The organism is Flavobacterium sp. KH_001 (assembly GCF_057840745.1).
In genome coordinates, this window is the sequence record NZ_CM174520.1 from 4,382,541 (window position 1) to 4,408,878 (window position 26,338).

Annotated in this window: 22 protein-coding genes; 20 read left to right on the plus strand and 2 right to left on the minus strand. The window is 34.4% G+C overall.

Annotated features, from left to right (window positions below; genetic code table 11):
- Positions 1-19: 19 nt before the first annotated feature.
- On the minus strand, positions 20-856 hold the full coding sequence (locus AC3ITQ_RS18745; RefSeq protein ID WP_489235660.1) for a helix-turn-helix domain-containing protein: 837 nt from the start codon (positions 854-856) through the stop codon (positions 20-22).
- Positions 857-954: 98 nt separating this feature from the next.
- Here AC3ITQ_RS18745 and AC3ITQ_RS18750 point away from each other — a divergent pair, with 98 nt between their 5' ends.
- The 19 genes from AC3ITQ_RS18750 to AC3ITQ_RS18840 all read left to right on the plus strand — a co-directional run bounded on the left by AC3ITQ_RS18750 (position 955) and on the right by AC3ITQ_RS18840 (position 24,516).
- Positions 955-1,884: a ketopantoate reductase family protein gene (locus AC3ITQ_RS18750; RefSeq protein ID WP_489235661.1), complete on the plus strand. Its 930-nt coding sequence runs from the start codon at positions 955-957 to the stop codon at positions 1,882-1,884.
- 575 nt (positions 1,885-2,459) lie between these two features.
- A complete protein-coding gene (locus tag AC3ITQ_RS18755) occupies positions 2,460-3,053 on the plus strand; it encodes a TetR/AcrR family transcriptional regulator (RefSeq protein WP_026983299.1) in 594 nt (197 codons plus the stop codon).
- Between the two features lie 188 nt (positions 3,054-3,241).
- Positions 3,242-4,459 carry an efflux RND transporter periplasmic adaptor subunit gene (locus AC3ITQ_RS18760; protein WP_489235662.1) on the plus strand — a complete coding sequence of 406 codons (1,218 nt, stop codon included), beginning with the start codon at positions 3,242-3,244 and terminating at the stop codon, positions 4,457-4,459.
- Positions 4,460-4,470: 11 nt separating this feature from the next.
- Entirely contained in the window at positions 4,471-7,638 is a 3,168-nt protein-coding gene (locus tag AC3ITQ_RS18765; protein WP_489235663.1) for an efflux RND transporter permease subunit, read from the plus strand.
- Between the two features lie 130 nt (positions 7,639-7,768).
- A complete protein-coding gene (locus AC3ITQ_RS18770; RefSeq protein WP_489235665.1) occupies positions 7,769-9,187 on the plus strand; it encodes a TolC family protein in 1,419 nt (472 codons plus the stop codon).
- A 491-nt stretch (positions 9,188-9,678) separates the two neighbouring features.
- Entirely contained in the window at positions 9,679-10,653 is a 975-nt protein-coding gene (locus AC3ITQ_RS18775; protein WP_489235457.1) for an IS110 family RNA-guided transposase, read from the plus strand.
- Between the two features lie 152 nt (positions 10,654-10,805).
- The gene (locus AC3ITQ_RS18780; RefSeq protein WP_489235666.1) at positions 10,806-11,633 is read left to right on the plus strand and encodes a hypothetical protein; all 828 of its coding nucleotides are present in this window, start codon (positions 10,806-10,808) and stop codon (positions 11,631-11,633) included.
- Between the two features lie 348 nt (positions 11,634-11,981).
- On the plus strand, positions 11,982-12,362 hold the full coding sequence (locus AC3ITQ_RS18785) for a DoxX family protein (protein ID WP_489235667.1): 381 nt from the start codon (positions 11,982-11,984) through the stop codon (positions 12,360-12,362).
- 11 nt (positions 12,363-12,373) lie between these two features.
- Positions 12,374-12,583, plus strand: a complete 210-nt coding sequence (locus AC3ITQ_RS18790) for a hypothetical protein (protein ID WP_489235668.1) — start codon at positions 12,374-12,376, stop codon at positions 12,581-12,583.
- 80 nt (positions 12,584-12,663) lie between these two features.
- The gene (locus AC3ITQ_RS18795) at positions 12,664-13,050 is read left to right on the plus strand and encodes a VOC family protein (RefSeq protein ID WP_489235669.1); all 387 of its coding nucleotides are present in this window, start codon (positions 12,664-12,666) and stop codon (positions 13,048-13,050) included.
- A gap of 9 nt (positions 13,051-13,059) precedes the next feature.
- Positions 13,060-13,563 (plus strand): DinB family protein, encoded by a 504-nt coding sequence (locus AC3ITQ_RS18800; RefSeq protein ID WP_489235670.1) that lies wholly within the window; start codon positions 13,060-13,062, stop codon positions 13,561-13,563.
- A 45-nt stretch (positions 13,564-13,608) separates the two neighbouring features.
- Entirely contained in the window at positions 13,609-14,076 is a 468-nt protein-coding gene (locus tag AC3ITQ_RS18805) for a DUF1440 domain-containing protein (protein ID WP_489235671.1), read from the plus strand.
- Between the two features lie 347 nt (positions 14,077-14,423).
- Positions 14,424-15,503, plus strand: coding sequence for a glycoside hydrolase family 130 protein (locus AC3ITQ_RS18810; RefSeq protein WP_489235672.1), 1,080 nt, complete (start codon positions 14,424-14,426; stop codon positions 15,501-15,503).
- A complete protein-coding gene (locus AC3ITQ_RS18815; RefSeq protein WP_489235673.1) occupies positions 15,484-17,754 on the plus strand; it encodes a glycosyltransferase in 2,271 nt (756 codons plus the stop codon). The genes AC3ITQ_RS18810 and AC3ITQ_RS18815 overlap by 20 nt, the downstream gene beginning before the upstream one ends.
- 272 nt (positions 17,755-18,026) lie before the next feature.
- Positions 18,027-18,791 (plus strand): MlaE family ABC transporter permease, encoded by a 765-nt coding sequence (locus AC3ITQ_RS18820; RefSeq protein ID WP_489235674.1) that lies wholly within the window; start codon positions 18,027-18,029, stop codon positions 18,789-18,791.
- Positions 18,788-19,576 (plus strand): ABC transporter ATP-binding protein, encoded by a 789-nt coding sequence (locus tag AC3ITQ_RS18825; RefSeq protein ID WP_489235675.1) that lies wholly within the window; start codon positions 18,788-18,790, stop codon positions 19,574-19,576. The genes AC3ITQ_RS18820 and AC3ITQ_RS18825 overlap by 4 nt, the downstream gene beginning before the upstream one ends.
- A gap of 25 nt (positions 19,577-19,601) precedes the next feature.
- Entirely contained in the window at positions 19,602-20,456 is an 855-nt protein-coding gene (locus AC3ITQ_RS18830; RefSeq protein WP_489235676.1) for an MlaD family protein, read from the plus strand.
- A gap of 17 nt (positions 20,457-20,473) precedes the next feature.
- The gene (locus tag AC3ITQ_RS18835) at positions 20,474-23,284 is read left to right on the plus strand and encodes an AsmA family protein (RefSeq protein WP_489235677.1); all 2,811 of its coding nucleotides are present in this window, start codon (positions 20,474-20,476) and stop codon (positions 23,282-23,284) included.
- A 32-nt stretch (positions 23,285-23,316) separates the two neighbouring features.
- Positions 23,317-24,516 (plus strand): NAD(P)/FAD-dependent oxidoreductase, encoded by a 1,200-nt coding sequence (locus tag AC3ITQ_RS18840; protein WP_489235678.1) that lies wholly within the window; start codon positions 23,317-23,319, stop codon positions 24,514-24,516.
- Between the two features lie 84 nt (positions 24,517-24,600).
- Here the strand turns inward: AC3ITQ_RS18840 and AC3ITQ_RS18845 are convergent, their stop codons facing one another.
- Entirely contained in the window at positions 24,601-25,632 is a 1,032-nt protein-coding gene (locus AC3ITQ_RS18845) for a helix-turn-helix domain-containing protein (protein ID WP_489235679.1), read from the minus strand.
- Between the two features lie 207 nt (positions 25,633-25,839).
- On the opposite strand from AC3ITQ_RS18845, the gene AC3ITQ_RS18850 reads away from it, so the two are divergent.
- Positions 25,840-26,328, plus strand: coding sequence for a DNA-deoxyinosine glycosylase (locus tag AC3ITQ_RS18850; RefSeq protein WP_489235680.1), 489 nt, complete (start codon positions 25,840-25,842; stop codon positions 26,326-26,328).
- Positions 26,329-26,338 lie beyond the last annotated feature (10 nt).

Genomic DNA, 26,338 nt, shown 5'->3' on the forward strand with positions numbered 1-26,338 from the left:
TTGGCAGACAATATTGTTGCTAAGAAATGCTTAATGCTTTTTTAAATTCTGATGGAGAGATTCCGGTGCTTTTCATCATGAATTTATTAAAATGACTGCTGTCAATAAAACCTAAATCGTTACTAATTTCTGAAAAAGTTAAATTGCTTTTGCTTAGTTTTTCGGTTACCACTTTAAGTTTGGTTTGTACAATATAATCTCGTAAAGTAATATTTAAATGGTTCTTAAAATACTCACCAATGTAATGGATCGAGACATTAAAATGATTGGCCATTTCTTTTTTCTTCAATAAATGCGGATTTGCAATATTCGATCTAATGTAATTTAAAATCGTATCAATCTTCAGTATTTCGGTAGTTTGTAAGTTTAGATTATTTTCATTTAAAATGGCATTTCGATGAATGATTTGAATTAGCGCTGTCATTAAACTTTTGATTATAACTTCGTTTTGCCCTTTTGGTCGCGCCACTTCGTCTAATATTTTTACAATAAGTGTTTCGCAAAATGCCTTATCGTCGTCAAGGAAAATTAAATTACCATTGGTCTGATTGTGGTAATAAAACAATTTTTCTATCTCTTCGATTTCTTTTTTGTTTGAAAAGAAATTAGGCAAGAAACGAAGGCAATGAAACTTTGTTGGTTTTAAGGTTTTGAAAGAATGATAATCTTTTGGCGTAAGCAAATAAATATCGTGTTCCTTATAATGGTGAGGAATTGAATTTAGGATGTGATTTCCCGTTCCGTATTCAATATAAAGTAATTCGAAAAAATTGTGTCTGTGAACTTCTTTTTTCCATGTTAATTCTTCAACAGAATAAATTTCGAAATCCTTGTATATAAAAAAGGTGTCTTTCATAATCCTTAATTTTTACAAATATAACCTATATTATTACATCATTTAATAAATAGGAACCCATTTACTTTGCATCGATAATTAAAACCTAAAACGACAACATGAACTCAGAAACAATAAAAATAGGAATTCTTGGAATTGGTGGAATCGGCGGATTTGTTGGTGCTCCACTAGCAAAGAAATACAAAGACAGTACGACTAAAATCATTTTTATTTGCAGAGGTGAAACCAAAAGCAACATTGAAAAGGAAGGTTTACTATTTGAATCTAAAGGTGAAAAGGAAACTATTTTTCCCGATCTGGTATCTGATAATCCAAGAGAAATAGAAATTTTGGATGTTTTGATTCTTACCTCGAAATCTTATTCTATAAAAGAGGTGCTGTCTACTTATAAAGATTGTATCAATGCTGACACTGTTATAATCACGTTGCAAAATGTAGTAAATGCCGAAGAAATTATCCGTGAGACTTTGCCTGAAGTTGGGCAAATTATGGAAGGCTGTATTTATGTGGCTTCGAATGTAAAGAAGCCAGGACATGTACAACATGTTGGCGGACCAGGGAAAATTTTCGTTGGTGGAAAAGAAAACCAACCTTTGATCGATTTGTTAGCAGCCGGAGGTTTGGATATTACGTATCTGGAAAATGTTAACGAAACACTGTGGAAGAAATATTTATTCGTTGCACCGGTTGCAGCTCTAACTTCTGCCTATAAAGTTAGTTTTGGTCAACTTTTGGAAGACCAAAACTTAATGCATATTTTGGAAAACATGATGATTGAGATTCAATCGTTAGCTTTCAAAAATGATATCAGTCTGACAAACGAAGACATTGAAACCGCTAAAGATTTATTGACTAAATTTCCGTTTGCATCGAAATCGTCGTTGCAATTGGATTTTGAAAACAACAATAAAACTGAAAAACAATTTTTGGTTGATTATATTATTGAAAATGCCAAAAAACACGCGATTGAAACTCCTTTTTATAATGATGTGAATGATAAAATAAAGACTTCTTATAGCGTTTCTTAATAATATACATCTCAACTGGACTAAAGTCCAGCCCTAAAATATTGGTCATTCCTCCGGAATTTTAAAAATTTATGCGGACGATCTAAAAGAGCCAGAGGCTCTAATAATATTGTAGAGCTGGACTTTAGTCCAGTTTTGTATGGTTTTGCATTTTTTGATTATCGTCTTATGAAAATTAAACCTCTCGCCTAGCCCCGATAGAAACGGTATCTCCCGATTTAGAAAAACAAGGCTTTTTAGCTGTAGTTTTTGTTAATCGGGAATATAGTGGATAGCGGGACTAAACGTGTCTTGAAAATGAAAATTTCTGCTCCTGAAAATTATAAAGCTTAAATCAAATTATTTCTCCTTTTTACTTTTGACGACGTTTTGTGTAATTAGTAAATCTTAAAAAATGTTAAAAAAGAATTCTAATTTCATTAAAAACAAAATATTTTACAATTAAAAACCTTGGGAAAGCCTTATTTTTCAGCGTCTATCTCGTGATAAGAAAAAATTATAACGAATTTATATTATAATCAGAAAATCGGTATTACATTTGCCTAACAGTGTTAGATTATTTAATACTCATCAAAATGGCAAGTAAAGATCGTATATTAAGACAAAAAGAAGAGACAAGAAATAACATTCTTGAAGCTGCTTATGCTATCGTCAAAGAAGAAGGATGGCAAGGTCTGAGTATGCGAAAGATTGCTGACAAAATTGAATACACTGCCCCCATTATCTACGAATACTTCTCGAATAAAGAAGCTATTTTAACGGAATTAACCGGTAAGGGTTTTATTAAATTATCTAAGGAGTTGCAAAACGCCAGAGCTAAATTTGATAAACCGGAAGACCAATTAGAAGCCATGTGGATGGCGTATTGGGATTTTGCCTTTACAGATACTGAAATGTATCAGGTAATGTTTGGTGTGCAAATGAATTGTTGTTCCCAACAATGTTCGGCTGCAGAAGCACCATATAAATTATTCACTGCGGTGATTGCTGAAATTATGAAAAACAGTAACCCCGGCCCTGAAGTTATCAAACAAAAATATTTTACTTTCTTTTCTGTTATTCACGGTTTAATTGCGATTAATATCATTAACAAAAGCGAAGTAATGGAAACAATCAACAATCAAATCCTGAAGGATGCGATTGGTGGTATCATCAAATCAATACAGTAAAAAAATTTTCCATTTCACTTAACAGTGTTAGAAAATTTAATTAGAGTAATTTAGTAACCTTTTTTTACTATTTACTTAACAGTGATAAATAATTTAATACCGATTTCTTAAGGAATCGCAATGGGCTCAGTATACGGAATTTTGCGCCTTTTAACTTAACAACGTTAGATAATTTAATTCAATTAATTATGAATACCGGGAATGCCAGATTACAAAAGATTTTAACTCAAATGAATGTCCAACAAATTAAAACCAATATGAAAATGAAAAATGTAATTATAACCAGTTTTATCCTGGCACTTGTACTAAGTAGTTGTGCAGATAAAGCGCAGGCTCCTGCTCCGGCAGCTCCACTTTTGCCTGTTTTAGCGATTCAAAACTCTGACGCTGTTACAGATGCTGAATATCCAGCTTCAATACAAGGAACTGTAGACGTGGAGATTCGTCCACAAGTAAGCGGAAACCTTGACCGTGTTTTAGTAGATGAAGGTGCTTATGTAAATAAAGGTCAAACTTTATTCAAAATAAACGAACGCCCTTTCCGTGAGCAATTAAACAATGCTTTGGCCAGCCTTCATGCTTCTGAAGCGGCTTTAATAAATGCTCAGTTAGAAGTTGATAAATTAACGCCTTTAGTTCAAAACAAAGTAGTTTCTGATTATCAATTGAAAACGGCTAAAGCTTCTCAAAAAATCGCTGCTGCTAATATCGAACAAGCAAGAGCAATGGTAGCATCTGCCAGAATTAATTTAGGATATACTAATGTGACAGCCCCTGTTAGTGGTTACATTGGAAGATTGCCTAAAAAACAAGGAAGTTTAGTTTCGGCTACTGATATTGAACCGTTAACCAAACTTTCTGATGTACATGAAGTTTTTGTTTACTTCTCTCTTGGTGAAACTGATTTCATCAAATTTAAAACACAATATGCTGGAAATACATTGGGTGATAAAATCAAAAAATTACCTCCTGTAACTTTGATTTTGGCTGATAATAATGCTTACGCACAATCAGGAAAAATTGATATGGTAGATGGTCAGTTTGATAAAAATACCGGTGCGATTACTTTAAGAGCAACTTTCCCGAATGCAAACGGAACTTTACGTTCTGGAAACACAGGAAAAATTCGTTTAGGAATCAATCACGACGATGCGATTCTGGTACCACAATCGGCTACGATAGAAATGCAGGATAAAGTATTTGTTTATACCCTAAACAAAGGAAATAAAGTAAACAAAATGCCAATCACGATTATTGGTAAAAGCGGAACTAACTATCTTATTGGAGAAGGTGTAAAATCTGGCGACCAAATTGTTTTAAGCGGAATCGACAAACTTCAGGAAGGACAAGTGATCCAACCTCAAAAATCGACTTCTGAAGTTGCCCAAATAATTAACAAAAAATAATTTTTACGACAATGTTCAAAATATTTATACAAAGACCTGTACTGGCAACCGTAATCTCCATTTTATTGGTGATCCTGGGTGTACTTGGACTTACAAAATTGCCTTTACAACAGTTTCCTGATATTGCGCCTCCCTCGGTTTTGGTTACGGCAGTTTATCCGGGAGCGAATGCCGAAACGGTTTTACGTTCGGTTGCACCATCTCTGGAAGAGTCTATAAATGGTGTTGAAAACATGACGTACATGAGTTCAACAGCGAGTAACGATGGTACGCTTGCGATTACTGTTTTCTTTAAATTAGGAACAGATGCAGATCAGGCCGCAGTTAACGTTCAAAACAGAGTTGCCCAGGCGACAAGTCAGTTGCCTGCAGAGGTTGTTCAGCAAGGTGTAATCACCGCGAAACAACAAAACAGTTTCATCATGGCGATTGGTATGTACACAGAAGACGAATCGAAATACGATCAGACTTTTGTTGCCAATTATGCTCAAATTAATATTATTCCGGAGATTAAACGTATTCCGGGTGTTGGTTCTGCCAGTATTTTTGGTGGAGTTAAAGATTACTCGATGAGAGTTTGGTTAAACCCAACTCAAATGTCGACTTATAATGTTACGCCAAATGAAGTTATGGCAGCTATTCAGGACAAAAGTTTAGAAGCTGCTCCGGGTAAATTTGGAGAAAGAAGTAAAGAAGTTTTTGAATACGTAATTAAATACAAAGGGAAACTTACTAAACCGGAGGATTATCAAAACATTGCGATTCGTTCGAATGCTGACGGTTCTATCCTTCGCTTAAAAGATGTTGCCAGAGTGGAACTTGGTGCTTATTCTTATAACAGTTTAACACGTTTGAACGGTAAAAAAGGAGTTGTAATTGGTGTTATTCAGTTAGCAGGTTCTAACTCAAATGAAATTCAGATTGCGATTAATAAATTGATGGTGAAAGCCTCAAAAGATTTCCCACAAGGAATAAAACACAATATTTTCTACAGTACAAAAGTATCATTAGACCAATCTATCGAACAGGTTGAACATACTTTAATTGAAGCTTTTATATTGGTATTTATAGTTGTTTTCATTTTCTTGCAGGATTTCAGATCAACATTAATTCCGGCCATTGCTGTACCTGTAGCAATTTTAGGAACGTTCTTCTTCATGCAGTTATTCGGCTTTTCGATCAACCTTTTAACGCTTTTCGCTTTAATTCTGGCGATTGGTATTGTGGTGGATGATGCGATTGTCGTCGTCGAGGCCGTGCATGCGAAAATGGAGCACAAACATCTGTCTCCAAAAGTAGCCACACATGAAGCAATGCACGAAATAACGGGTGCTATTATCTCGATTACGCTGGTAATGGCTGCTGTATTCCTGCCGGTCGGTTTTATGGAAGGTTCAACCGGGGTTTTCTATCGTCAGTTTGCCTTTACAATGGCGATTGCAATTGTAATTTCAGCCGTAAATGCTTTGACATTATCCCCTGCCCTTGCCGCTTTATTCTTAAAAGATAATCACGCTGCATACGAAGGAGATGCTCCATACAAAAAACAAGGATTTAAAGAAAAATTCTTCACCGGATTCAACAATAGTTTTGAATCATTAACGAACCGTTATGTTGGAGGATTAAAATTCTTAATTCGTAACAAATGGGTTAGTTTAGGTGGATTGGCCTTAATTACTTTCGCTACGATTGTAATGGTGAAAACTACTCCTGCCGGATTTATCCCAACAGAAGATCAAGGTTTTATCGCCATTGCTGTTAATACGCCTTCTGGAACCTCTTTAGACGGAACTCAGAAAGTAATGACAGAAGCAGAAAACACATTAAAAAAATTGGATGCATCACGATTTGTAACTGCTATTTCTGGTTTCAACTTATTGACAAATTCTACAAGCCCTTCATCAGCAGTAGTTTTCGTATTGCTTAAACCAAATGAAGAACGTGGCGAGGTTAAAAATATTGATGAAATCATGAACCAGGTTCGTGGCCAATTGGGTGCGATTTCTGGAGGAAGTTTCTTCGTATTTAGTTTCCCAACTGTACCCGGATTTAGTAACGTTGAGGCATTGGATTTAGTGCTTCAGGATAAAACCGGAGGTAAACTGGATAAGTTTAGTGGAATCTCACAAAACTTTATTGGTGAAGTAATGAAACGCCCTGAAATTGCTGTAGCCTTTACCTCTTTCAAAGCCGATTATCCTCAATTACAATTGGATATCAACGACGAAAAAGCAGATCAGTTAGGTGTTAAAGTAAAAGATATTCTGCAAACAATGCAGGCTTATTTTGGTAGCGCACAAGCCTCTGACTTCAATAGATTTGGTAAATATTACAGAGTTGTAGTTCAGGCTGATATTGCCGACAGAGCAGATCCGTCAGCAATTGACAGAGTTTTTGTGAAAAACAAAAATGGCGAAATGGTACCGATAAATACTTTAGTAAAACTAAGCCGTATTTATGGTTCTGAAACCGCTTCGAGATACAACTTGTTTAATTCGATTTCGATTAATGCGATTCCGAAACCTGGATTTAGTTCCGGAGATGCTATTAAAGCGATTGAAGAAGTAGCAGCTCAACAATTACCTGCAGGATATAGTTATGAATGGTCAGGACAAACCCGTGAAGAAATTTCTTCCGGAGGTCAATCGGCAACTATTTTCTTACTGTGTTTGATATTCATCTATTTCTTACTTGCTGCACAGTACGAAAGTTACATTTTGCCTTTAGCAGTAATCTTATCTATACCTGCAGGAATTTTTGGAGTATTCGTAGCCATTGGTTTAACAGGAATTGAAAATAACATTTATGTACAAGTTGCATTGGTAATGTTAATTGGATTGCTCGCCAAGAATGCGATTTTGATTGTCGAGTTCGCCGTCCAAAAACGAAAATCGGGACAGGCCTTGGTTAAAGCTTCCATTGATGCAGCAAAATTACGTTTACGTCCAATTATCATGACGTCGCTGGCTTTCGTAGTAGGATTAATTCCGATGATGAGTGCCAAAGGGCCATCAGCACAAGGTAACCACTCTATTAGTATTGGTGCCGCCGGGGGTATGGTTTCAGGAGTAATTCTAGGGTTGTTGATCATCCCGGTATTATTCATCGTATTCCAACATTTACAAGAAAAAGTTAGCGGAAAACCGGTAGCCGTAGTTCATAACGAAGAAGAAAAATAAATATGGAAAATTATATAACGACAATTCTGGTGGCCATTATATTTGGCATCGGCTATATATCGTACAGAATCTCAAAAGATCTTGAAACTAAAAAAGATACTTGTACAGAAATTTAATGACAACTTATAAAATGAAAAAGTATATAACCAAAATCGTGATGGTCGCTATTTTGATCACCACATTGATATCCTGTTCTGTTTCGAAGGATATTGAAACTCCAAAAGATGCACTTCCTGAGAATTTCAGGAATGCATCGGTTTCAAAAGATACAACCAGTATCGCCGATTTGGAGTGGAAAAACTTCTTTACAGAAAAAGATATTATCAAGCTAATCGATGAGGCAGTGATCAGAAATAACGATTTACAAATCGCTACTAAAAACATCGAAATTGCGCAATACCGATTTACACAATCAAAGTGGAATAATGTTCCTCAGATAAATTTAGGAGTTAATGCCAGTACCAGCAATCCGTCAGACAATAGTTTTACGGGAAAAAATTTGGGTCAGGCTTTGGGTCAAAATCACATTAATGACTTCACAGCCGGAGCAACACTTTCCTGGGAAGCTGATATTTGGGGTAAAATCAAAAATCAGAAAAAAGGGGCTTATGCTGAATATCTTCAGTCTGAAGAGGTGAAAAAAGCTTTGCAGACCACTATCGTTGCCGATGTTTCTAAAGGATATTACAATCTTTTAATGTTGGATGCACAATTGGAAATTGCCAAACAAACCCTGAAACTGAATGACAGTACAACTAGTATCATCAAATTAAAATATGATGCTGGTCAGGTAACTTCATTGGCTATTCAGCAATCAGAAGCGCAGAAATTAAATTCAGCGCAATTGATTCCGTTATTGGAACAAAACATTGCGATTCAGGAAAATGCTTTGAGTGTATTGACAGGATCTTTTCCGGATTCAAAAGAAAGAACGATTCGATTGAGTACTATTGCTGTAAAAAACAACGCCGCTGTCGGAATTCCGTCTTCATTAGTAAGCAGAAGACCGGACGTAAAAAGTGCAGAATTAGCTTTAAAAGTAGCTAACGCAAATGTCGGAATCACAAAAGCCGATTTCTATCCAGCCCTTAGAATTACAGCACAAGGTGGTGTGAATTCGTTTGAAGCCAGCAATTGGTTTACTATTCCCGCCTCATTATTCGGTACTGTTGCAGGAGGTTTAACACAACCTTTATTCAATAATAAAAGAGTAAAAACAGAATATAATATTGCTGTTGTTGAAAGAGAAAAAGCTGTGATCAATTTCAGACAATCTGTTTTAATAGCCGTTAGTGAAGTTGCTGATGCTTTGGTTGCAGTTGAAAAATTACAACAACAGGAAGCTTTCTTGCAAGAACGTGTAAAAACGTTGCAACAAGCAATTAAAAATGCCAATTTGTTATTCAAAAACGGAATGGCAGAATACCTGGAAGTTCTAACTGCACAAGCAACTTTATTGCAAAGCGAATTAGAATTAGCTGATATAAAAAGAGCACAACTTTCTGCCAATACCGAGTTATATCGTGCATTGGGCGGTGGTTGGAGATAATACCCGTTTTAATTATTTATTTGAGATGACGCTGTGAGACTTTGGTTTTGCAGCGTTTTTTTTTTGTTTTGCCACGAAGGCGCTAAGGCACGAAGTTTTTTGAACGCGGATGACGCGGATTCGCAAGCGAAAACACGGATTGTTGCGGATTTTTTTATCTATTTCATTATGCTCATTTTTGTCATCCCTAGAAACGAGGGATACCCGCGAGTAGCTCGACAAAGATTGGCGATTTTGATTGTGGAGTTTCTTTTGTGACCCTTCGTTCCTCCTTTAGATTTGCTTTTTGAAATTTAATTAAATTTATGATTGAGAAAGGAAGCAAAAGTAAACTATTCGTTCCTCTGAGTTTGTGACTCATATCTTGATTAAGACTTTCGCTTCCCTTTCATCAAAGACTCAGATAGAAATTTGGGCTAGAGACCCGTTATCAAGGAGTTGAGCTTATGATGAATTTCTCAAATCATTTGTTGAATCGTAAAAGCAAAGTTATGAAAAACATTATTATTGGCATTGATATCAGCAGTAAGACTTTAGATATCTGTATTAAAAATGAGACAGTAAGCTACTTTTCCATTGAAAATAAAGTACCTGTTATTAAACGTTTCTTGAAAAGCTACTCGGGAGAAAAGGTAATTATAGCTATGGAAAACACAGGCAGATATAATTGGAATCTGTTTGAAGTGCTTGAAAAATTTGATTTTAAAGTTTATGTAATATCAGCTTTACATATCAAAAAAAGTATAGGACTTGTTAGAGGTAAAAATGATAAAATTGATGCTCTTCGCATTTGTAATTTCATCGAAAAAAATCATCAGGAAAGCAGAGAATGGAAGCCAGGTTCTTGTTCGATTAAAAAGATAAAAATACTATTAACCGAAAGAGCTTCAAGAATAAAGATTAAAAAGCAGCTAATAGTGCAGCAGCATGATTACAAACTCATGAAAAGTATTGGCTTAGATAAACAGCTAAAAGACTTAAATATTAAGCTTATTAAAGATATTGACGTCCAAATTAAGATAATAGAAAATGATATTGAAAATATAATCCAAAACCAAGAGAGTCTTAATCAACAACAGAAATTGATTAAATCTGTTCCTGGAGTAGGTCAGGTTTTATCATGGACATTGTTGTCAAAAACAGAAGGATTCACAACTATAACTGATCCTAGGAAAATGGCATGTTACAGTGGAGTAGTTCCTTTTGATTTTCAATCTGGAACATCATTAAAAAGAAGGCCTGGAGTATCAATGCTTGCTGATAAAAATCTAAAAACTATTCTGCATCTGGCAGCGATGAGTGCGGTCCGATCAGATAATGATTTAAGAACATACTACATTAGAAAAGTTGATGAAGGAAAGAATAAAATGAGCGTTTTAAACGCTGTGAGAAATAAAATAATCCATCGAGTTTTTGCGGTAATAAAAAACCAAATCCCTTATCAAAAAGATTTGGTTTTATCATAGAAATCAGGGTGACAAATCTTTGTGGTTACTTTATTTAAAAAACCTCTCGCAGATTCTGCAGATTTGGCAGATTTTTCGGTTTGTATTTTATAATTCATTTTACTGCTTTAATAATTTCATATATTTACTTCTGACTAATTCAGAAATCATTAATGACCAAACATTTCATACTTTCCTTTATTATTTTCCTTTTGATTCTAAGTTGTAAAAAAGAATCAAATAGCGATACCGTTAATACGCCAAAACTACCTGAAGTACATAAAGTGCCTCCTCCGCTTGATTATTCTAAATACATATTAAATCCAAGAAAAACAGATAGCTTATGTCTTTATGATATTGAACGGGCAAAAAAGGATCTAAAAAAATATCCAGGTATTTATGTTCAAACGATTTGTTTTGGATGCGACTTTAAACCTTACGAAGAAGAAATTAAAGAAGTTTTAAAAAAGAGAAAATTTAAATTAGGAATTCAGGATATTGGTTGTGTAAGATATGAAGGACAGACACAAGGTTGTTATCGCGCCTATATCGATTTGAAGATGAAAGAGAAATATGGCGAAAATTATAAATCTGAAATAGAAACTGAAGCTCAAAATATATTAATTAAGAACATAAGTATAAACGATAAAATTATAAGTATTTATGATTTAGAGGATAAAGAAAGACCTAAAGTATTTCTTCAAAATGTCTTCATCGATGTAGATTGTAATATTACAATAAAAACGGATTTACCAATAAACAAAAAAAGCAGTCATAATTTATTTGTTGATATACAGTTTATAATTGAAAAAAATGGTAGTATTTCTAATTTGTTGGCAGATAACTGGGTGAATGAAAATGGAATAGATGAGAAATTCAAATCTGAGTTAATTGATTTTGCTACCAAAACATTAAAAAAGGATTATAATAAATGGCAACCTGGAACTTATAAAGGGAACAAAGCAAGAATCGAAAATAGTCTGAGAGTAAGTTTTGAATAAATAAAATATCAATCAAATCGCCAATCTTTGTCGAGCTACTAGTTTGTCCCTTCGTTCCTCAGGGTGACAAATCTTTGCGGATACTTTGCTAAAAAAACTCTCGCAGATTCTGCGGATCCAGCAGATTTCTTGCTTCTTGCTTCTTTCATCTATATTCTATCCTCTATATTCTATATTCCATTCTCTTACCTCTTGCTACTTGCCTCTATTATCTCCCTCTAAACCTAAAATCCTTTCAATCTGTCCCAAATGCCCCTAAAATAGTCGTAAATACCTGTTCCGTAAGAAAAATAACATTAGTAGATTTGTATAAATAATTAACTGATAACTATTTAAAACAAAAACCACATGAAAAAAGCAAAGATTATTTTCTGGATCACTACAATTATTATTTTCTTGTTTGAAGGCGTTATGCCAGCCTTAACTTCTCAATCTGAACTGGCTAAAGAAGGAATCAGACATTTAGGCTATCCTGAATATTTTGGAAATGCTTTAGTTGTATTTAAAATATTGGGAGTTTTAATTCTGGTGATTCCGTCAATTCCTAAGAATGTAAAAGAATGGGCTTATGCCGGATTTGGATTCGATTTTATATTTGCTTCGATAAGTCATTTTGCAGTTGACGGCGTTAATTTCCAATCTTTCTTCCCACTAATTTTTTTAGTTATTCTGGCTATATCTTATCATTATTATCATAAAATCGAACGCTATAAAAATATTGCGTTATAAACTTGTAGGCGATGATAGAAGTTTTCAAAACAAATGTTCAGGAAGTTGAGCAATCTATTTTGATTGTGAGGAAACTTCTTGAGCATTTTCCAAACAGTGCTATCAATTTTGATTTGGAAGATTGTGATAAAATCCTGCGCATTCATGGCGCTTCCATTTCACATAAAAAAATTATCGAACTTCTTGATTCGTACGGATTTCATTGCGAAGTGCTTTTGTAACAAAACATAATCTTTTGATTTTTAAATATTTAATTTAAAATTGTAAATTTGGGTAATCGCTAATCATCAAATCATAGAAAATGAATATTCCAAAAAATCATCAAACCATAATGCCTTATTTAATTTTAGATGGTGCATTAAAGTTTATCGACTTTACAAAAAACGTTTTTAATGCCACTGTTTTACACGCCCCTCAATTACGTGATGACGGAACTGCATTGCATGCTGAAATTAGCATTCACGGTAGTACTATTATGTTTGCTGATACTACTAATGACTGGAAACCGCAAACGGCAAACATATTTGTTTATGTACCGAATGCCGATGAAAGTTTCAAAAAAGCACTGGAAGAAGGTGCAACAGAATTAATGGGATTAAGTGATCAGGAATATGGCCGAACTTGTGGCGTAACAGATCCTTTCGGAAATGTCTGGTGGATCACCTCCGTAAATGAATTCACAATTTAAATCAAAAAGATGAAAACAACTCTGCAAACCAACATTGTCGAAACATTCAAAAATTTAAGCGAAATCCATTCTAAGTTTTCTGAAACCAACCTAAATAAGGTTCCATATGAAGGAAGCTGGACAGCCGGACAAACCACGCAACATATTCTAAAGGCCAGTTCTGGTTATGCCGCCTTATTTTTGGGAAAAACAGAAAAAACGAATAGAGAACCTGATTTATACATCAAAGATCTGAAAGCACTATTTTTGAACTATGATATAAAAATGGAATCTCCAGATTTCCTACTACCTGAAATCATCGATTATGATAAAAAGGAGCAAACTTTAGCACTGCTTAATAGAGAAGCTGATTTATTGACATTATCAGCAATCCATGATTTAACATTGACTTGTCTTGATTTTCAACTACCCGGATTTGAAAAGTTTACAATTTTGGAGTGGATTTCGTTCACACTTATTCATACGCAAAGACATACACATCAATTGAATGAAATTTATAAAATACTAAAATAAAGTATAAAACCGCAACTGTCCAAAACCAAACCACAAAACCACTATATGAAATCAAAAAGCGGAACAATCTTTTTATCTGGTCTAATTGCCGGCACACTTGATTTGCTAGCTGCTATTACAATTTATGCCTTTATCCTGCAAAAAACAACAGCTATTAAAATCCTGCAGTCCATTGCTTCGGGATTATTTAAAAAAGATGCGTATTCCGGTGGTTCGCAAATGGCGCTGTATGGTTTATTATTACATTATTTTATAGCATTGACCTTTGCGTGGTTTTATTTTACTATTTATCCGTATTTCAGCTTTCTAAAAAAGAATACATTATTATCTGGCATCTTGTACGGGATTTTTGTCTGGATCATTATGAACCTCGTAGTTTTACCAACAGTATTTCCAGTTTTACCAGAAAAACATCTGGATTTTCCTTTGATTCTATCCATCTTGATTTTAATATTTTGTATCGGTATTCCAATTGCCTTTATAACAAGAAAGCATTATTCTATTCACCGATAAAAATTTTCAATCTCAGTTAACAGTCGCACACCTGAAACCTGAAACAAATTTTAAACAAACTTCAAAAAAACTGAAGCGTAAAACTTACAGAAATAAAATTTTTAAGAGTAAAAAAAGCGAAACTATTAATTTGGTTTCGCTTTTTTTATGAATAGCATAAAAGGACTTATTATTAACATTAATTTCTCACTACAATACACTATTAATCAGTTTTTTACATTAATTTTATAATCCCCCTCTTCTTATTACATAATTCCCATATCAATCCTTTTGAGTCAATTTTTTGATCGATTGGATCAATTGAGCCTGTATTCGTAAAGTAATTTTATCTAATAAAATTGAAACATATGGAATTAGCAGCGACGGAAACTTTAATGGCTACAAAACACGGCGTGATTTTAGAAAAGACAGACCGTGCTTTTGAAGAACTAGGTGTTCTAAATCCAGCGATCTACCAGGATGGGAATACAGTACATATGTTTTACAGAGCTGCTAAGAAAGGTAATTTTTCAACTATTGGGTATTGTCGTTTTGAAGGTCCTACAACTTTAGCAGAAAGACATAAAGAGCCCATTTTTGAACCGGAATATATTTATGAAATTCACGGTGTCGAAGATCCTCGTATCACTAAAATTGATGATAAATTTTATATGACATATGTTACCTATGATGGTATCAATACTAGTGGGGCTCTGGCGACTTCAAAAGATTTGACAAAATTTAAAAAGAAAGGAATTATTACGCCTAAATTCATTTTGCATGATTTCAGTAATCTGATAAAAAATCATTTACAAAATCCAGGTGTTGCAAAAATATTGGCTGTTAATACTGCTAGAAATTATCCGTTAACGGTAACAATGAAAGAACATTTGTTGGTTTGGGATAAAAATGTGGTGCTGTTTCCAAAGAAAATAAATGGAAAATTTGTGGGTTTACATCGCTTATTTCCATCGATTCAAATTTTCGCTTATGAGAAAAAAAATGAACTGACACCAGAATATTGGAAAGCTTATTTGAAAAACCTGCCAGATCATATCGTGATGGAGCCAGAATACGATCATGAAACAAGTCATATTGGGCCAGGTGCTCCACCTATCGAAACCAAAGACGGATGGTTATTAATTTATCATTCAGCAGAAAAAAGAGAAAAAGGATTGGTTTATCATGCTTCTGCAGCATTATTAGACCTTGAAGATCCACAAAAAGTTATAGGTCGATTGAACAGACCCATTATAACGCCTGCAGAATATTACGAACGACACGGTTATGTAAATTATGTGGTTTTTCCAACAGGAACCGCCATTTTTGATGACCTTCTATATATTTATTACGGTGCCGCCGATGACAAGATTGCGGTGGCTTCTTTGAACCTAAACGACTTACTAACGGAACTAAAACAGAATCCCAATGAAAACGATAACAAATAAATCGAAAATAGTTTTTCTATCAACGTTTCCACCAACGCAATGTGGAATAGCGACTTATACGCAGGATACCATAAAAGGAATTACAGATGTTTTTGGTAAATCAGTAACTTGTGAAATTTGTGAATTGGTCAATGAATCAAAAGCAAAACCAACACAGGCGTTTACCTTAAACACAAAAGATAAAGCTGAATATGCTAAAGTTGCTGAACAAATCAATAATGACAAATCGGTAAAATTGGTTCATATTCAACATGAATTTGGCTTGTTTGGAGGAAATTATGGCGATTATTTGTTAGACTTTTTAAACGTAATTAAAAAACCACTTACGTATACTTTTCATTCTGTTATTCAAAATCCGAATAACGAATTGAAAACCTTTGTAAAATTGTTATTGAGCTACAGCAACTCTGTTTTTGTAATGACCAATCAATCAAAAGAAATTTTGATGAGAGATTATGACATCGCTGAAGAAGTAATCACTTGTGTGCCACACGGAACTCATATTGTAATTTATGAAACGCCCGATCAGGCAAAAGAAAAATTCGACATTCAGGACAGAAAAGTACTTTCTACTTTTGGACTACTTGGAGAAGGAAAAAACATTGAAACAGGACTTCAGGCATTGCCGAAAATTATAGAAAAAGAACCAAACGTCCTGTATTTAATAATCGGAAAAACACACCCTAATTTAATCAAAGACGGCGTTGATGCTTATCGTGATAAACTGGAAGGTATTGTTGAAGATTTAAATTTAAAAGACAATGTACGTTTTATAAATCAATATCTGGATACAAACGAATTATTAGATTATTTGAAAGCAACTGATGTTTATTTGTTTACTTCAAAAGATCCAAATCAGGCAGTGAGCGGTACTTTTTCGTATGCGATGAGCTGTGCCTGCCCTATGGTGGCTTCAAAAATCCCACATACTTTAGAAGTTTTAACTTCTGACTGTGGAATTCTGGTTGATATCGGAGATGTAAATCAATTTGCCGAGCAAACAATAAAATTACTTGCTGACGATAATTTAAGAGAAGAGATGGGAATTAATGCGTTTACAAAAATGCGTGCCTCATCTTGGGAAAATGTAGCGATCACGCACATGAACACCTATAAAACCTTAATGGAGAATACATATGAAATTAAATTCACTTATCCTTCAATTCAGTTAAGACACATTAAAAAACTGACTACTGATTTAGGAATTATACAATTTAGTAAAATTTCGATTCCTGATCTTGAATCAGGTTATACTTTAGATGATAACGCACGTGCTTTAGTTGCCTTTTGTATGCATTATAAACTAACAAAAGACAAAGATGATTTACCTTATATTTTAATTTATCTGGATTTCATTGAGCGTTGTCAAAAACCCAAAGGGAATTTCATCAATTATGTCGATCAGGAAAACAGAGAACATATTGAGCAAAATGCCGAAGTTAATTTGGAAGACTCAAATGCAAGAGGATTATGGGCACTAGGAACTGTAGTTTCAATGAGTGATATTTTACCAGAATCTATTTCTAAAAAAGCATCCAAAGTTTTGTTGAATTCCTTAAAATGGGCCGAAACGATTCAGTCGCCACGTTCAATTGGTTTTGCAACAAAAGGGCTTTATTTATATCATACCGCTGTTCCCAATTTATACGTTGCAGCTATTATCAATAAACTGAATGCAAAATTACTTTCTAACTATGAAATTCATGCTTCCAGCGATTGGAAATGGTTTGAAAATTATATGACGTACGGAAATGGAATTTTACCGGAATCTATGTTGTTCGCCTATTTGGTAACCAACAAACCAATCTACAAAAAAGTAGCCATGGATTCATTGGATTTCTTAATGTCGAAAATGTTTATCGATAAAAACTTCAAAGTTATTTCTAATAACGGATGGCTGCACAAAGGGGCAGAACCAAAAGAATACGGAGAACAGCCAATTGATGTTTCCTACACTATTCAAACGCTGAATTCATTTTACAGCGCTTTCGGAACACCCGAATACAAACACAAAATGAAAACCGCTTTCAACTGGTTTTTAGGAAAAAATCATCTAAACCAGATTATGTACAATCCTGTGAGTGGCGGAGGTTATGATGGACTTGAAAAAGAAAACGTAAACTTAAACCAGGGAGCAGAATCAACAGTATGTTATTTGACTGCCCGATTAATAATGGAAAACCTTAAATTATCTGATACCAAAGTGATTCCATTAATAAAATCAAATCCAGGTGTAGCAATTAACTCTTAAATATAATAGCGATAATAAAACTGGCCAAAACGCTATAAACCCAGGAAATCCCTTTTTTTTCGAAGAAGGGATTTTTTGTTTTTATAATGTTCCGCTAACGTCGTTTCTTTTTAATTATTGTGCTGCTCAATGTTAATTATATAAAGTTCCTACAAAGTTCTGTAATGGTATTTCTTTAGTTATAAGATAACTTTAATACTTGATAATCCAGGCATAGTCAATTTTATAAGAAGTTGATATATAAAGGTTTTCAAACAAAAAACAGAACATATATGATTCTCACTTTACGAAATACATTCACCGAAATAGGAAATGCAACTTTGTTTGCAAAGCAGTTTTTTAAGGAAGTTTTTGTCCCTCCTTATGAGGCCAAAGAACTCTTGAAACAATGTTATATTATTGGCTATAAATCATTGCCTTTAGTTGCGATAACAGGTTTCATTATGGGCTTAGTCCTTACGCTGCAATCCAGACCAACCTTAGTCAAATTTGGCGCAGAATCCTGGTTGCCCGGAATGGTTGCGCTTTCGCTGATAAGAGAAATTGCGCCGGTAATTACGGCATTGATCTGCGCAGGAAAAATTTCATCCGGAATTGGTGCCGAGTTAGGTTCCATGAAAGTAACAGAACAGATTGATGCGATGGAAGTTTCGGCAATTAATCCCTATAATTATTTGGTTGTTACCAGAATTCTGGCCTGTACTTTAATGGTTCCGCTATTAGTATTCTTTGCTGATGCTATTGGAATTTTTGGAGGTTATATTGGTGTTAATATTCATGGAGATGTAAATCTTTACCGTTATATGACGCAAATTTTTCAATCACTTGAGTTTTTAGATTTATTTCCAGCCACAATCAAAACATTTTTCTTCGGGTTTTTTATCGGAATGATTGGATGTTATAAAGGCTTTAATGCTGCAAATGGAACCGAAAGTGTTGGTAGAGCTGCAAATTCAGCAGTGGTAACGGCATCTTTAGCCATTTTTATTTTGGATATGGTAGCAGTTCAGATAACCGATTTATTCTTTGTACAATGATAAAAGAGAAAGAAAATATAGAGCCAAAAACGAAGGAAACAAAAGAAAAAAGCAAAACTCCTATAATCGAAATTAAGGATTTGCATAAGACTTTTGGTAAAGACAATAAGGTCCTCCAAGGCGTAAATCTAACCGTTAATAAAGGGGAAGATTTAGTGATTTTAGGACGCTCCGGTTCTGGAAAATCAGTTACGATTAAATGCATTGTGGGTTTGATAGAACCTGATAAAGGCGAAATTAAAGTGTTTGATGAGAATGTATTGAATCTGAGTAAAAAGGAATTAAATGAAATCAGAGTCCGAATTGGTTTTCTATTCCAAAGCGGTGCCTTGTACGATTCCATGTCAGTTAGAGAAAATCTGGCTTTTACTTTAAGAAAACACAAAAGTGAATTGACAGCTGAAGAAGTCGAAAGTGAAGTAATGGAAGCTTTGGAGAATGTAGGATTAGGCGATGCCATTGATAAAATGCCATCAGAATTATCCGGAGGAATGCAGAAAAGAATTGGCCTGGCCAGAACTTTAATCTTAAAGCCCGAAATCATTTTATACGATGAGCCTACAACAGGTTTAGACACGATAACGTCGAGAGAAATCAGCGAATTAATATTAGACATCAAACACAAGCAAAAAACGACTTCTATCATTATTACACACGATATGGCCTGTGCAAAACTCACAGCCGACCGAATTATGGTTTTGAAAGATGGCGCTATACACGCTGAAGGAACATACGAAGAACTAGAAAAAGACGAAGACGAATGGGTTCGTTCTTTTTTCGAATAAACCAAAAAATAAATTATTAGAAATCATGGAGAAGCAATCTGGATATACTTGGAAATTAGGAATGTTTGTAACAATTGGCTCGCTGCTTTTTATACTGGCAGTTTACTTTATTGGAAAACAAAAAAACCTTTTTGGCTCAACATTCAACATTACATCACAATTTAAAACTGTAAGTGGATTGGAAGTCGGAAACAACGTTCGTTTTTCAGGAATTAATATCGGAACGGTCGAAGAAATCAGGTTAATAAACGATTCTTCGGTTGTCGTTTCAATGGTCATAAAAGATGAAGTCCGCGAATTTATCAAAACAGATGCGCGCACCAGTATTGGTTCTGATGGATTAATGGGCGATAAAGTCCTAACCATTTCCCCAGGAGTACAATCAACTAAAATAATTGAAAATGGTGGACAATTGGCTTCTATTCAGGGAATCGAAATGAATGACATTATGAAAAGCGTTAAAAAAAGTATGGATAACGTAGGCGTTATTTCTGAAGAGTTAGCCATTTTCAGTCATAGTATGAATAACGGAAACGGTGCTTTGGCAAGATTGGTCCGTGACGATAAAATGGCAGCCAGTGTTTCAAATACGCTGTCTAACTTAGAATCCGGTACAAAAGGATTTAGTGAAAATATGGAAGCGGCAAAAAGCAATTTCTTATTTAAAGGCTACTTCAAGAAAAAAGAGAAACAAAAAGAAAAACAAGCCGAAGAAGCGAAAGAGAAAAAAGAAGAGCAAGCTGAAAAAGCCGCTAAAGAAAAAGAAGCGAAAGAGAAAGAAGCAAAAGAAAAAGAGGAAAAAGCTAAGGAAGAAAAAGCTAAAGAAGAAAAGCAAAAAGAAGAAGACGCTAAAAAAGCGGCCGAAAAAGCTAAATCATAAACTTTGAATCAAATGTCATGAAAGCCTCCTATAAAAATATAAGCCTGAAAATCCTGAAAATAACGGGAATAGTAATAGCAAGTATCTTGCTATTATTGTTTTTAATTCCGTTACTATTTCCAGGACAAGTCGCAGCCGAAGTAAAGAAAATTGCCAACGAACGTCTGGATACTAAAATGGATTTTTCGAAATCCAGATTGTCCTTTTTTACCCATTTCCCATCATTAACTGTTTCGCTGGATGATTTGTCGATGACAGGCTCAGCGCCATTTAGAAATGACACTTTAATTAAAGCAGAACAAGTGGCATTTGGTATTAATTTGAAAAGATTGATTTTTGACAATGAAGTAAAAATCAACAAACTGTACGTTTCTAAAGCGATGATTAATGTAATGGTCAATCAAAAAGGACAAGCTAATTACAATATTTATATTTCTGATCCTAAAAACATAAAAAAAGAAGACCAACCGGAAGAAGGAACAGCAATTCGATTAGAACGAATTGACCTTAAAGATTGCCACGTGAAATACAACGATCGTTCGGCTAAAATTCTGGTGGATGCCAATGGTTTCAATTATGTTGGAAAAGGAAATCTGAGCGAAGATATTTTCGATTTAAGCACCGATGCTGACATTGACAAACTTGATTTTTATTACAACCGAACCGGCTATGTGAGAAGAAAAAGAGTTCATGCCGATTTAATTACCAGAATCAATACGAATGCGCTTTCGTTTATTTTGCAGAAAAATGAATTGCAAATCAACAAATTACCTTTAAAATTTACTGGCTTATTTACGATTTTGAGAGATGGTTATAAAATTAATATCAAAGCCGCTTCAGAAAATACTACAGTAAAAGATTTATTATCTGTTATGCCACCGGAATACTTAACCTGGTTGGATGAAACAGAGATTTCAGGCCGAAGCGATTTACTTTTTACTTTTAAAGGAAATTATAATGTCGCCAAAAAGCAAAAACCAAATTTAGCCTTCAATCTTAAAATTGATAAAGGTGCCATCAATTATCAAAATGCACCGGTTCCGCTGACTGATTTTAATATGGATTTGAATGCGCTGTTGCCTGAGCTGGATCCTGAAAAATTAATAATCAATTTGAGAACTTTAAAATTTAAAGTGGGCGAAAAAGATTATTTCAAAGCTTATTTACGAAGTAAAGGACTCAGTGAAATGACGGTCGATGCGAGCGTAAAAGGAGCATTAGATTTAGCAGTTGTTGATGCTGCAATTGGTTTAAACACAATCGATTTAAAAGGGATTTTAAAAACAGACATTAAAGCCAAAGGCCTTTTTAGTATGTCAAAAAAATTATTTCCCAAAACAATCGGCGGAATCTCTTTGCGTGAGGGTTGGCTAAAAACCGACTCCTATCCTAACCCTATTACTGATATTACGTTTGTCGCGAATGTACTAAACAAAGCCGGAACTTTTCAGGATTTAATTGTAGCCGTTGCGCCAGCATCTTTTGTTTTTGAAGGCAATCCGATGTATGTAAATGCCACTCTTTCTGATTATGGTGATCTTGCTTATAATGCCAAAATAAAAGGAGAATTGAATATAGGCCGAATTTATCAGGTTTTCTCCCAAAAAGGTCTTGATGTAACGGGTTATGCTAAAGCTGATCTTTCATTAAAAGGAAGACAAAGTTATGCAACCACCGGACAATATGATAAACTCGATAATCGGGGAACTCTTTTATTGAGAAATATTAAAGCAACTTCAGAATTATTCCCGAAAGCTTTCTTTATCAAACAAGGAAATTTCCGTTTTCAGAATGAAAAAATGTGGTTTGAAAAATTCTATGCTTCTTATGGAAAATCTGATTTTGACATTAACGGATATCTTCTCAATACCATAAATTATTTCCTCGAATCGCACGGAACTTTGAACGGAAACTTCAACATGAAATCAAAACTGATTAATGTTGATGAATTAATGGCGCTTGAAAAAGGCGAAAACACAGATCGAAACCTTGAAGTAGAATATGCAAAAGAAGACCATCCAAAAATGAGCGGGGTTGTCATTATTCCAAAAAACTTAAATGTATCACTTAACGCAAATGCAGATAAGGTAGAATATAACGGACTCGTTTTAAACAAGCTTGCTGGCAAGGTCGGAATCGCAAAAGGCGGTTTCTTTTTAGAAAATACCACTTTTAATATCATCGATTGTATTTTAGGAGTTGATGCTACTTATAAAGATGAAACACCAACCACCGCCCATTTTGCTGCACATTTCACAGCCAAAGATTTTAGTGTGCAAAGAGCTTACAAAGAAATTCCAATGTTTCATGACATGGTAACGGCGGCCGAAAAAGCACAAGGAATTATTTCTGTTGATTATACCATTAAAGGAGATTTAGATGGAAATATGGGACCAATTTATGCCTCTCTTGAAGGTGGCGGAACTATAAATTTACGTGATGTTCAGGTTAAGGGATTAAAATTATTTGACGGAATTAGTTCACAAACGGGACAAAAGGGTTTAAACAATCCTGATATGAAGGGAATTGAAATTATCTCCACAATCGATAATAATTTAATTCGTATTGAGCCCTTTACCTTTAGTGTTGCGAGTTTTAGACCTACTATAAAAGGAACAACAAGTTTTGACGGATTATTAGATTTAAGAATGCGCTTAGGGTTACCGCCGGGCGGAATAATTGGTTTTCCTATTGTTATTACGGGAACTCATGAAGAACCAAAAATAAAAATCTTCAGCAAAACAGGGCAAAAAATATACGATGCTATTTACGACGAAAAAAATAATAAAGTCGTTCGGGAAGAAAAAGTAAGCAAACGAAAAAGTTAAACCCAAATGGAAAATAAAAAACCAAAAGACAAATGAAACTTCGATCAACAGAAACTTTCTGGCCTTTAAAAAGCGCCATGACATACAGTTATCCGTCGATTGACCAGGATTTAAATACTGAAATTTTAATTATTGGTGGCGGAATAACCGGTGCCCTTATTGCTTATAAATTAATTAATGAAGGCAAAAAAGTAGTACTTGTTGACCGACGTGACATCTGTAATGGAAGTACGGCTGCAAGCACCGCCTTATTGCAATATGAAATTGATGTTCCATTGCATGAACTTATAAAATTAAGAGGATTGGAATGTGCTGTTGACAGTTATAAAAACGGAAAACAGGCTATTTTTGACTTGCGAGCCATAATCGAAACCATTAAAAGCGATTGCCAATTTGAATTCAAAAAGAGCATTTATTATTGTTCTTTTAAAAAGGATATTCCGTTTTTAAGGCACGAATTCAAAACCCGAAAACAACACGGATTTGACGTTAGCTGGCTGGAAGCTTCAGATTTAAAAAAAATGGGATTAAGCGCCATGGCGGCCATCGAATCTAATACGGCAGCGGTTATGGATCCGTTCCGTTTGGCCAATGATTTACTGCATTATTGCGAGCAAAAAGGAATGCAAATTTTTGACCGAACGAATATTACTTCTATACAAAATCAAAAGAAAAAACTAATAGCGCATACGGAAAACAGGCATCTCATTACGGCAGATCATATTATACACTGCAGCGGTTATGAAAGTACCGAAACACTTACCGAAAAGGTCGTAGATCTTAAAAGTACGTACGTCATTGCTTCAGAAGCATTACCGGAAGTACCAAACTCTTTTAAAAATGCTATTTTTTGGGATACAGCTGAACCCTATTTTTATTTCCGTATTACCGAAGATAACCGAATTATAATGGGTGGCGGCGACGAGGAATTTAAAGATCCGAAAAGAAGAGATAAATTATTACCTAAAAAAGAGCAAATGCTTTTAAGACAATTCCAGAAAAAATTCCCGGACATTACTTTCAAAATCGATTATTCCTGGGCGGGAACCTTTGGAGAAACCCAAGACGGACTTCCTTATTTCGGAAAACCAAATCCAGACAAAAACGAACATTACGTTTTAGGTTTTGGGGGCAACGGAATTACTTTCAGTGTTTTAGGAATGAATTCTATTCTGGATTCTATTAATAATAAGAAGAATAAGGATTTGGAGTATTACAGGTTTGGGAGGTGATTTTAAAGATTCTGAGGTACTAAGATACTAAGGAGCTAAGAAAAAACCTTAGAGCCTTAGTACCTCAGAATCTCAGCAACTTTTCTAAGCAGTAATAGCTAAAGGATTCAAATTAAATTTATATTCCTTAGGACTACAATTAAATTTTTGTTTGAAGATTTTCGAGAAGTAACTTCTGCTTGTAAAACCAATGCAGTATACTATTTCGGAGATATTTAGGTCTGAGGTTCTAATTAAAAGTTCGGCTTTTAGAACTCTCATATGTGTGACATAATCGTTTACCGTACGATTGTGAATCATTTTGAAACCTTCCTGTAATTTATTTGGTGACAAACCTGATTTTTTGCTTAATGATTTAATGGTAAAAGGTTCTTCCGGTGAATTTTTTATGAATTCTGAAAGTTCTTTTATTTCTTCCATTTCTCTTAAAGTCAAGCAATTTGCATCTTTTGAGAAAGCATTCAAATCGTCTGTATGTTGTTGAATTTCCATTGCCAAAATAATTCTCAAAATACCTTCTTTCAGTAATTTTCTAACAATTCCGGTTTGAGTTACGGCATTTAATTGTTCAATTTTTTCAGCAATTTGAAGGTTGTAAGAACCCAGATAAAAGAAATCTTCGTCGTTACTACTTTCGAAAAACGTTTCTTTTACTTTATCACTCAAAGAATTGTCCAAAGCATAAAGTTGATTATTAGCTTCAGTTCCTACAATAATCAAGGTAAACTTCGTATTCTTTTCTTTCTCAAAAAACAAAACATTATCCTGATTTACTTTAGATGAAGTAATGGCCGTCTGAAAGGTTTTAAAAGTTCGTTCTTCACCCAAAACACCAAAACTGTGCGACAAACTTCCTTGTGAACAATAGGCAAAATATATTGGTGATGACTGTACATTTGTAATATCAATTCGAACATCAACAGCAAAATTCATATCGAATTGCACGTATGAAATATTATCATTAAAAGAAGCTCCAATAATAGATCCTCTTGCACTACTATTATTAACTTCTAAAGTAAACTCATCTAAATCAGAAGTTACCTTTCCTCCAAAATTAGAGTGTAACTGTTCAAAAATAGCGTCAATTTTTTCTGTATTAATAGTAACTGTTTTCATTTTGTTTGTAATTAAAATTGAGATTCAACGTTATAGCTTTCGATAAAGAAGGAATTCATAAAGTAGCTGAAGACCAGGAAATCTATAACGCCAAAGTTCGTTTACCAACCCCCTAAACTTGTTATATAATTTTTCTAATTTGTTTTATAATTACTTATAAATGATTATTTTAACAGTTATTAATTTCAAGAACAGCTAAACAAAAACATGAAAAGCTTCTCATTCGCCCCAATCACTTCTCAAGACGCTAACATTTTGATTCTAGGCACTATGCCCGGGACAAAATCGCTGGAACTGAATCAGTATTATGGACACAATCAGAATAATTTCTGGAAGTTTATGTTTCATATTCTGAATGAAGATTTCTCAAATGACTATCAAACCAGAAAGGTATTATTACAAAAAAACAACATCGCGGTATGGGATGTACTGCAATTCTGCGATCGTATAGGAAGTTTGGACAGCGCCATAAAAAATGAAATAGCCAATGATTTCGAAACATTTCTAACAGACCATCCAAACATCAAAACCATCCTCTTCAACGGCCAAAAAGCCGCCGCCTTTTTCAAAAAATACGTCCACCTAAAAAAAGAATATCAACTCATAACCCTACCATCAACAAGTCCCGCCAACGCCGGAAAATCCTTTAATTCAAAACTAGAAGAATGGGAAAAAGCTGTAAGCCGTAGGCTGTAAGCAATAAGCG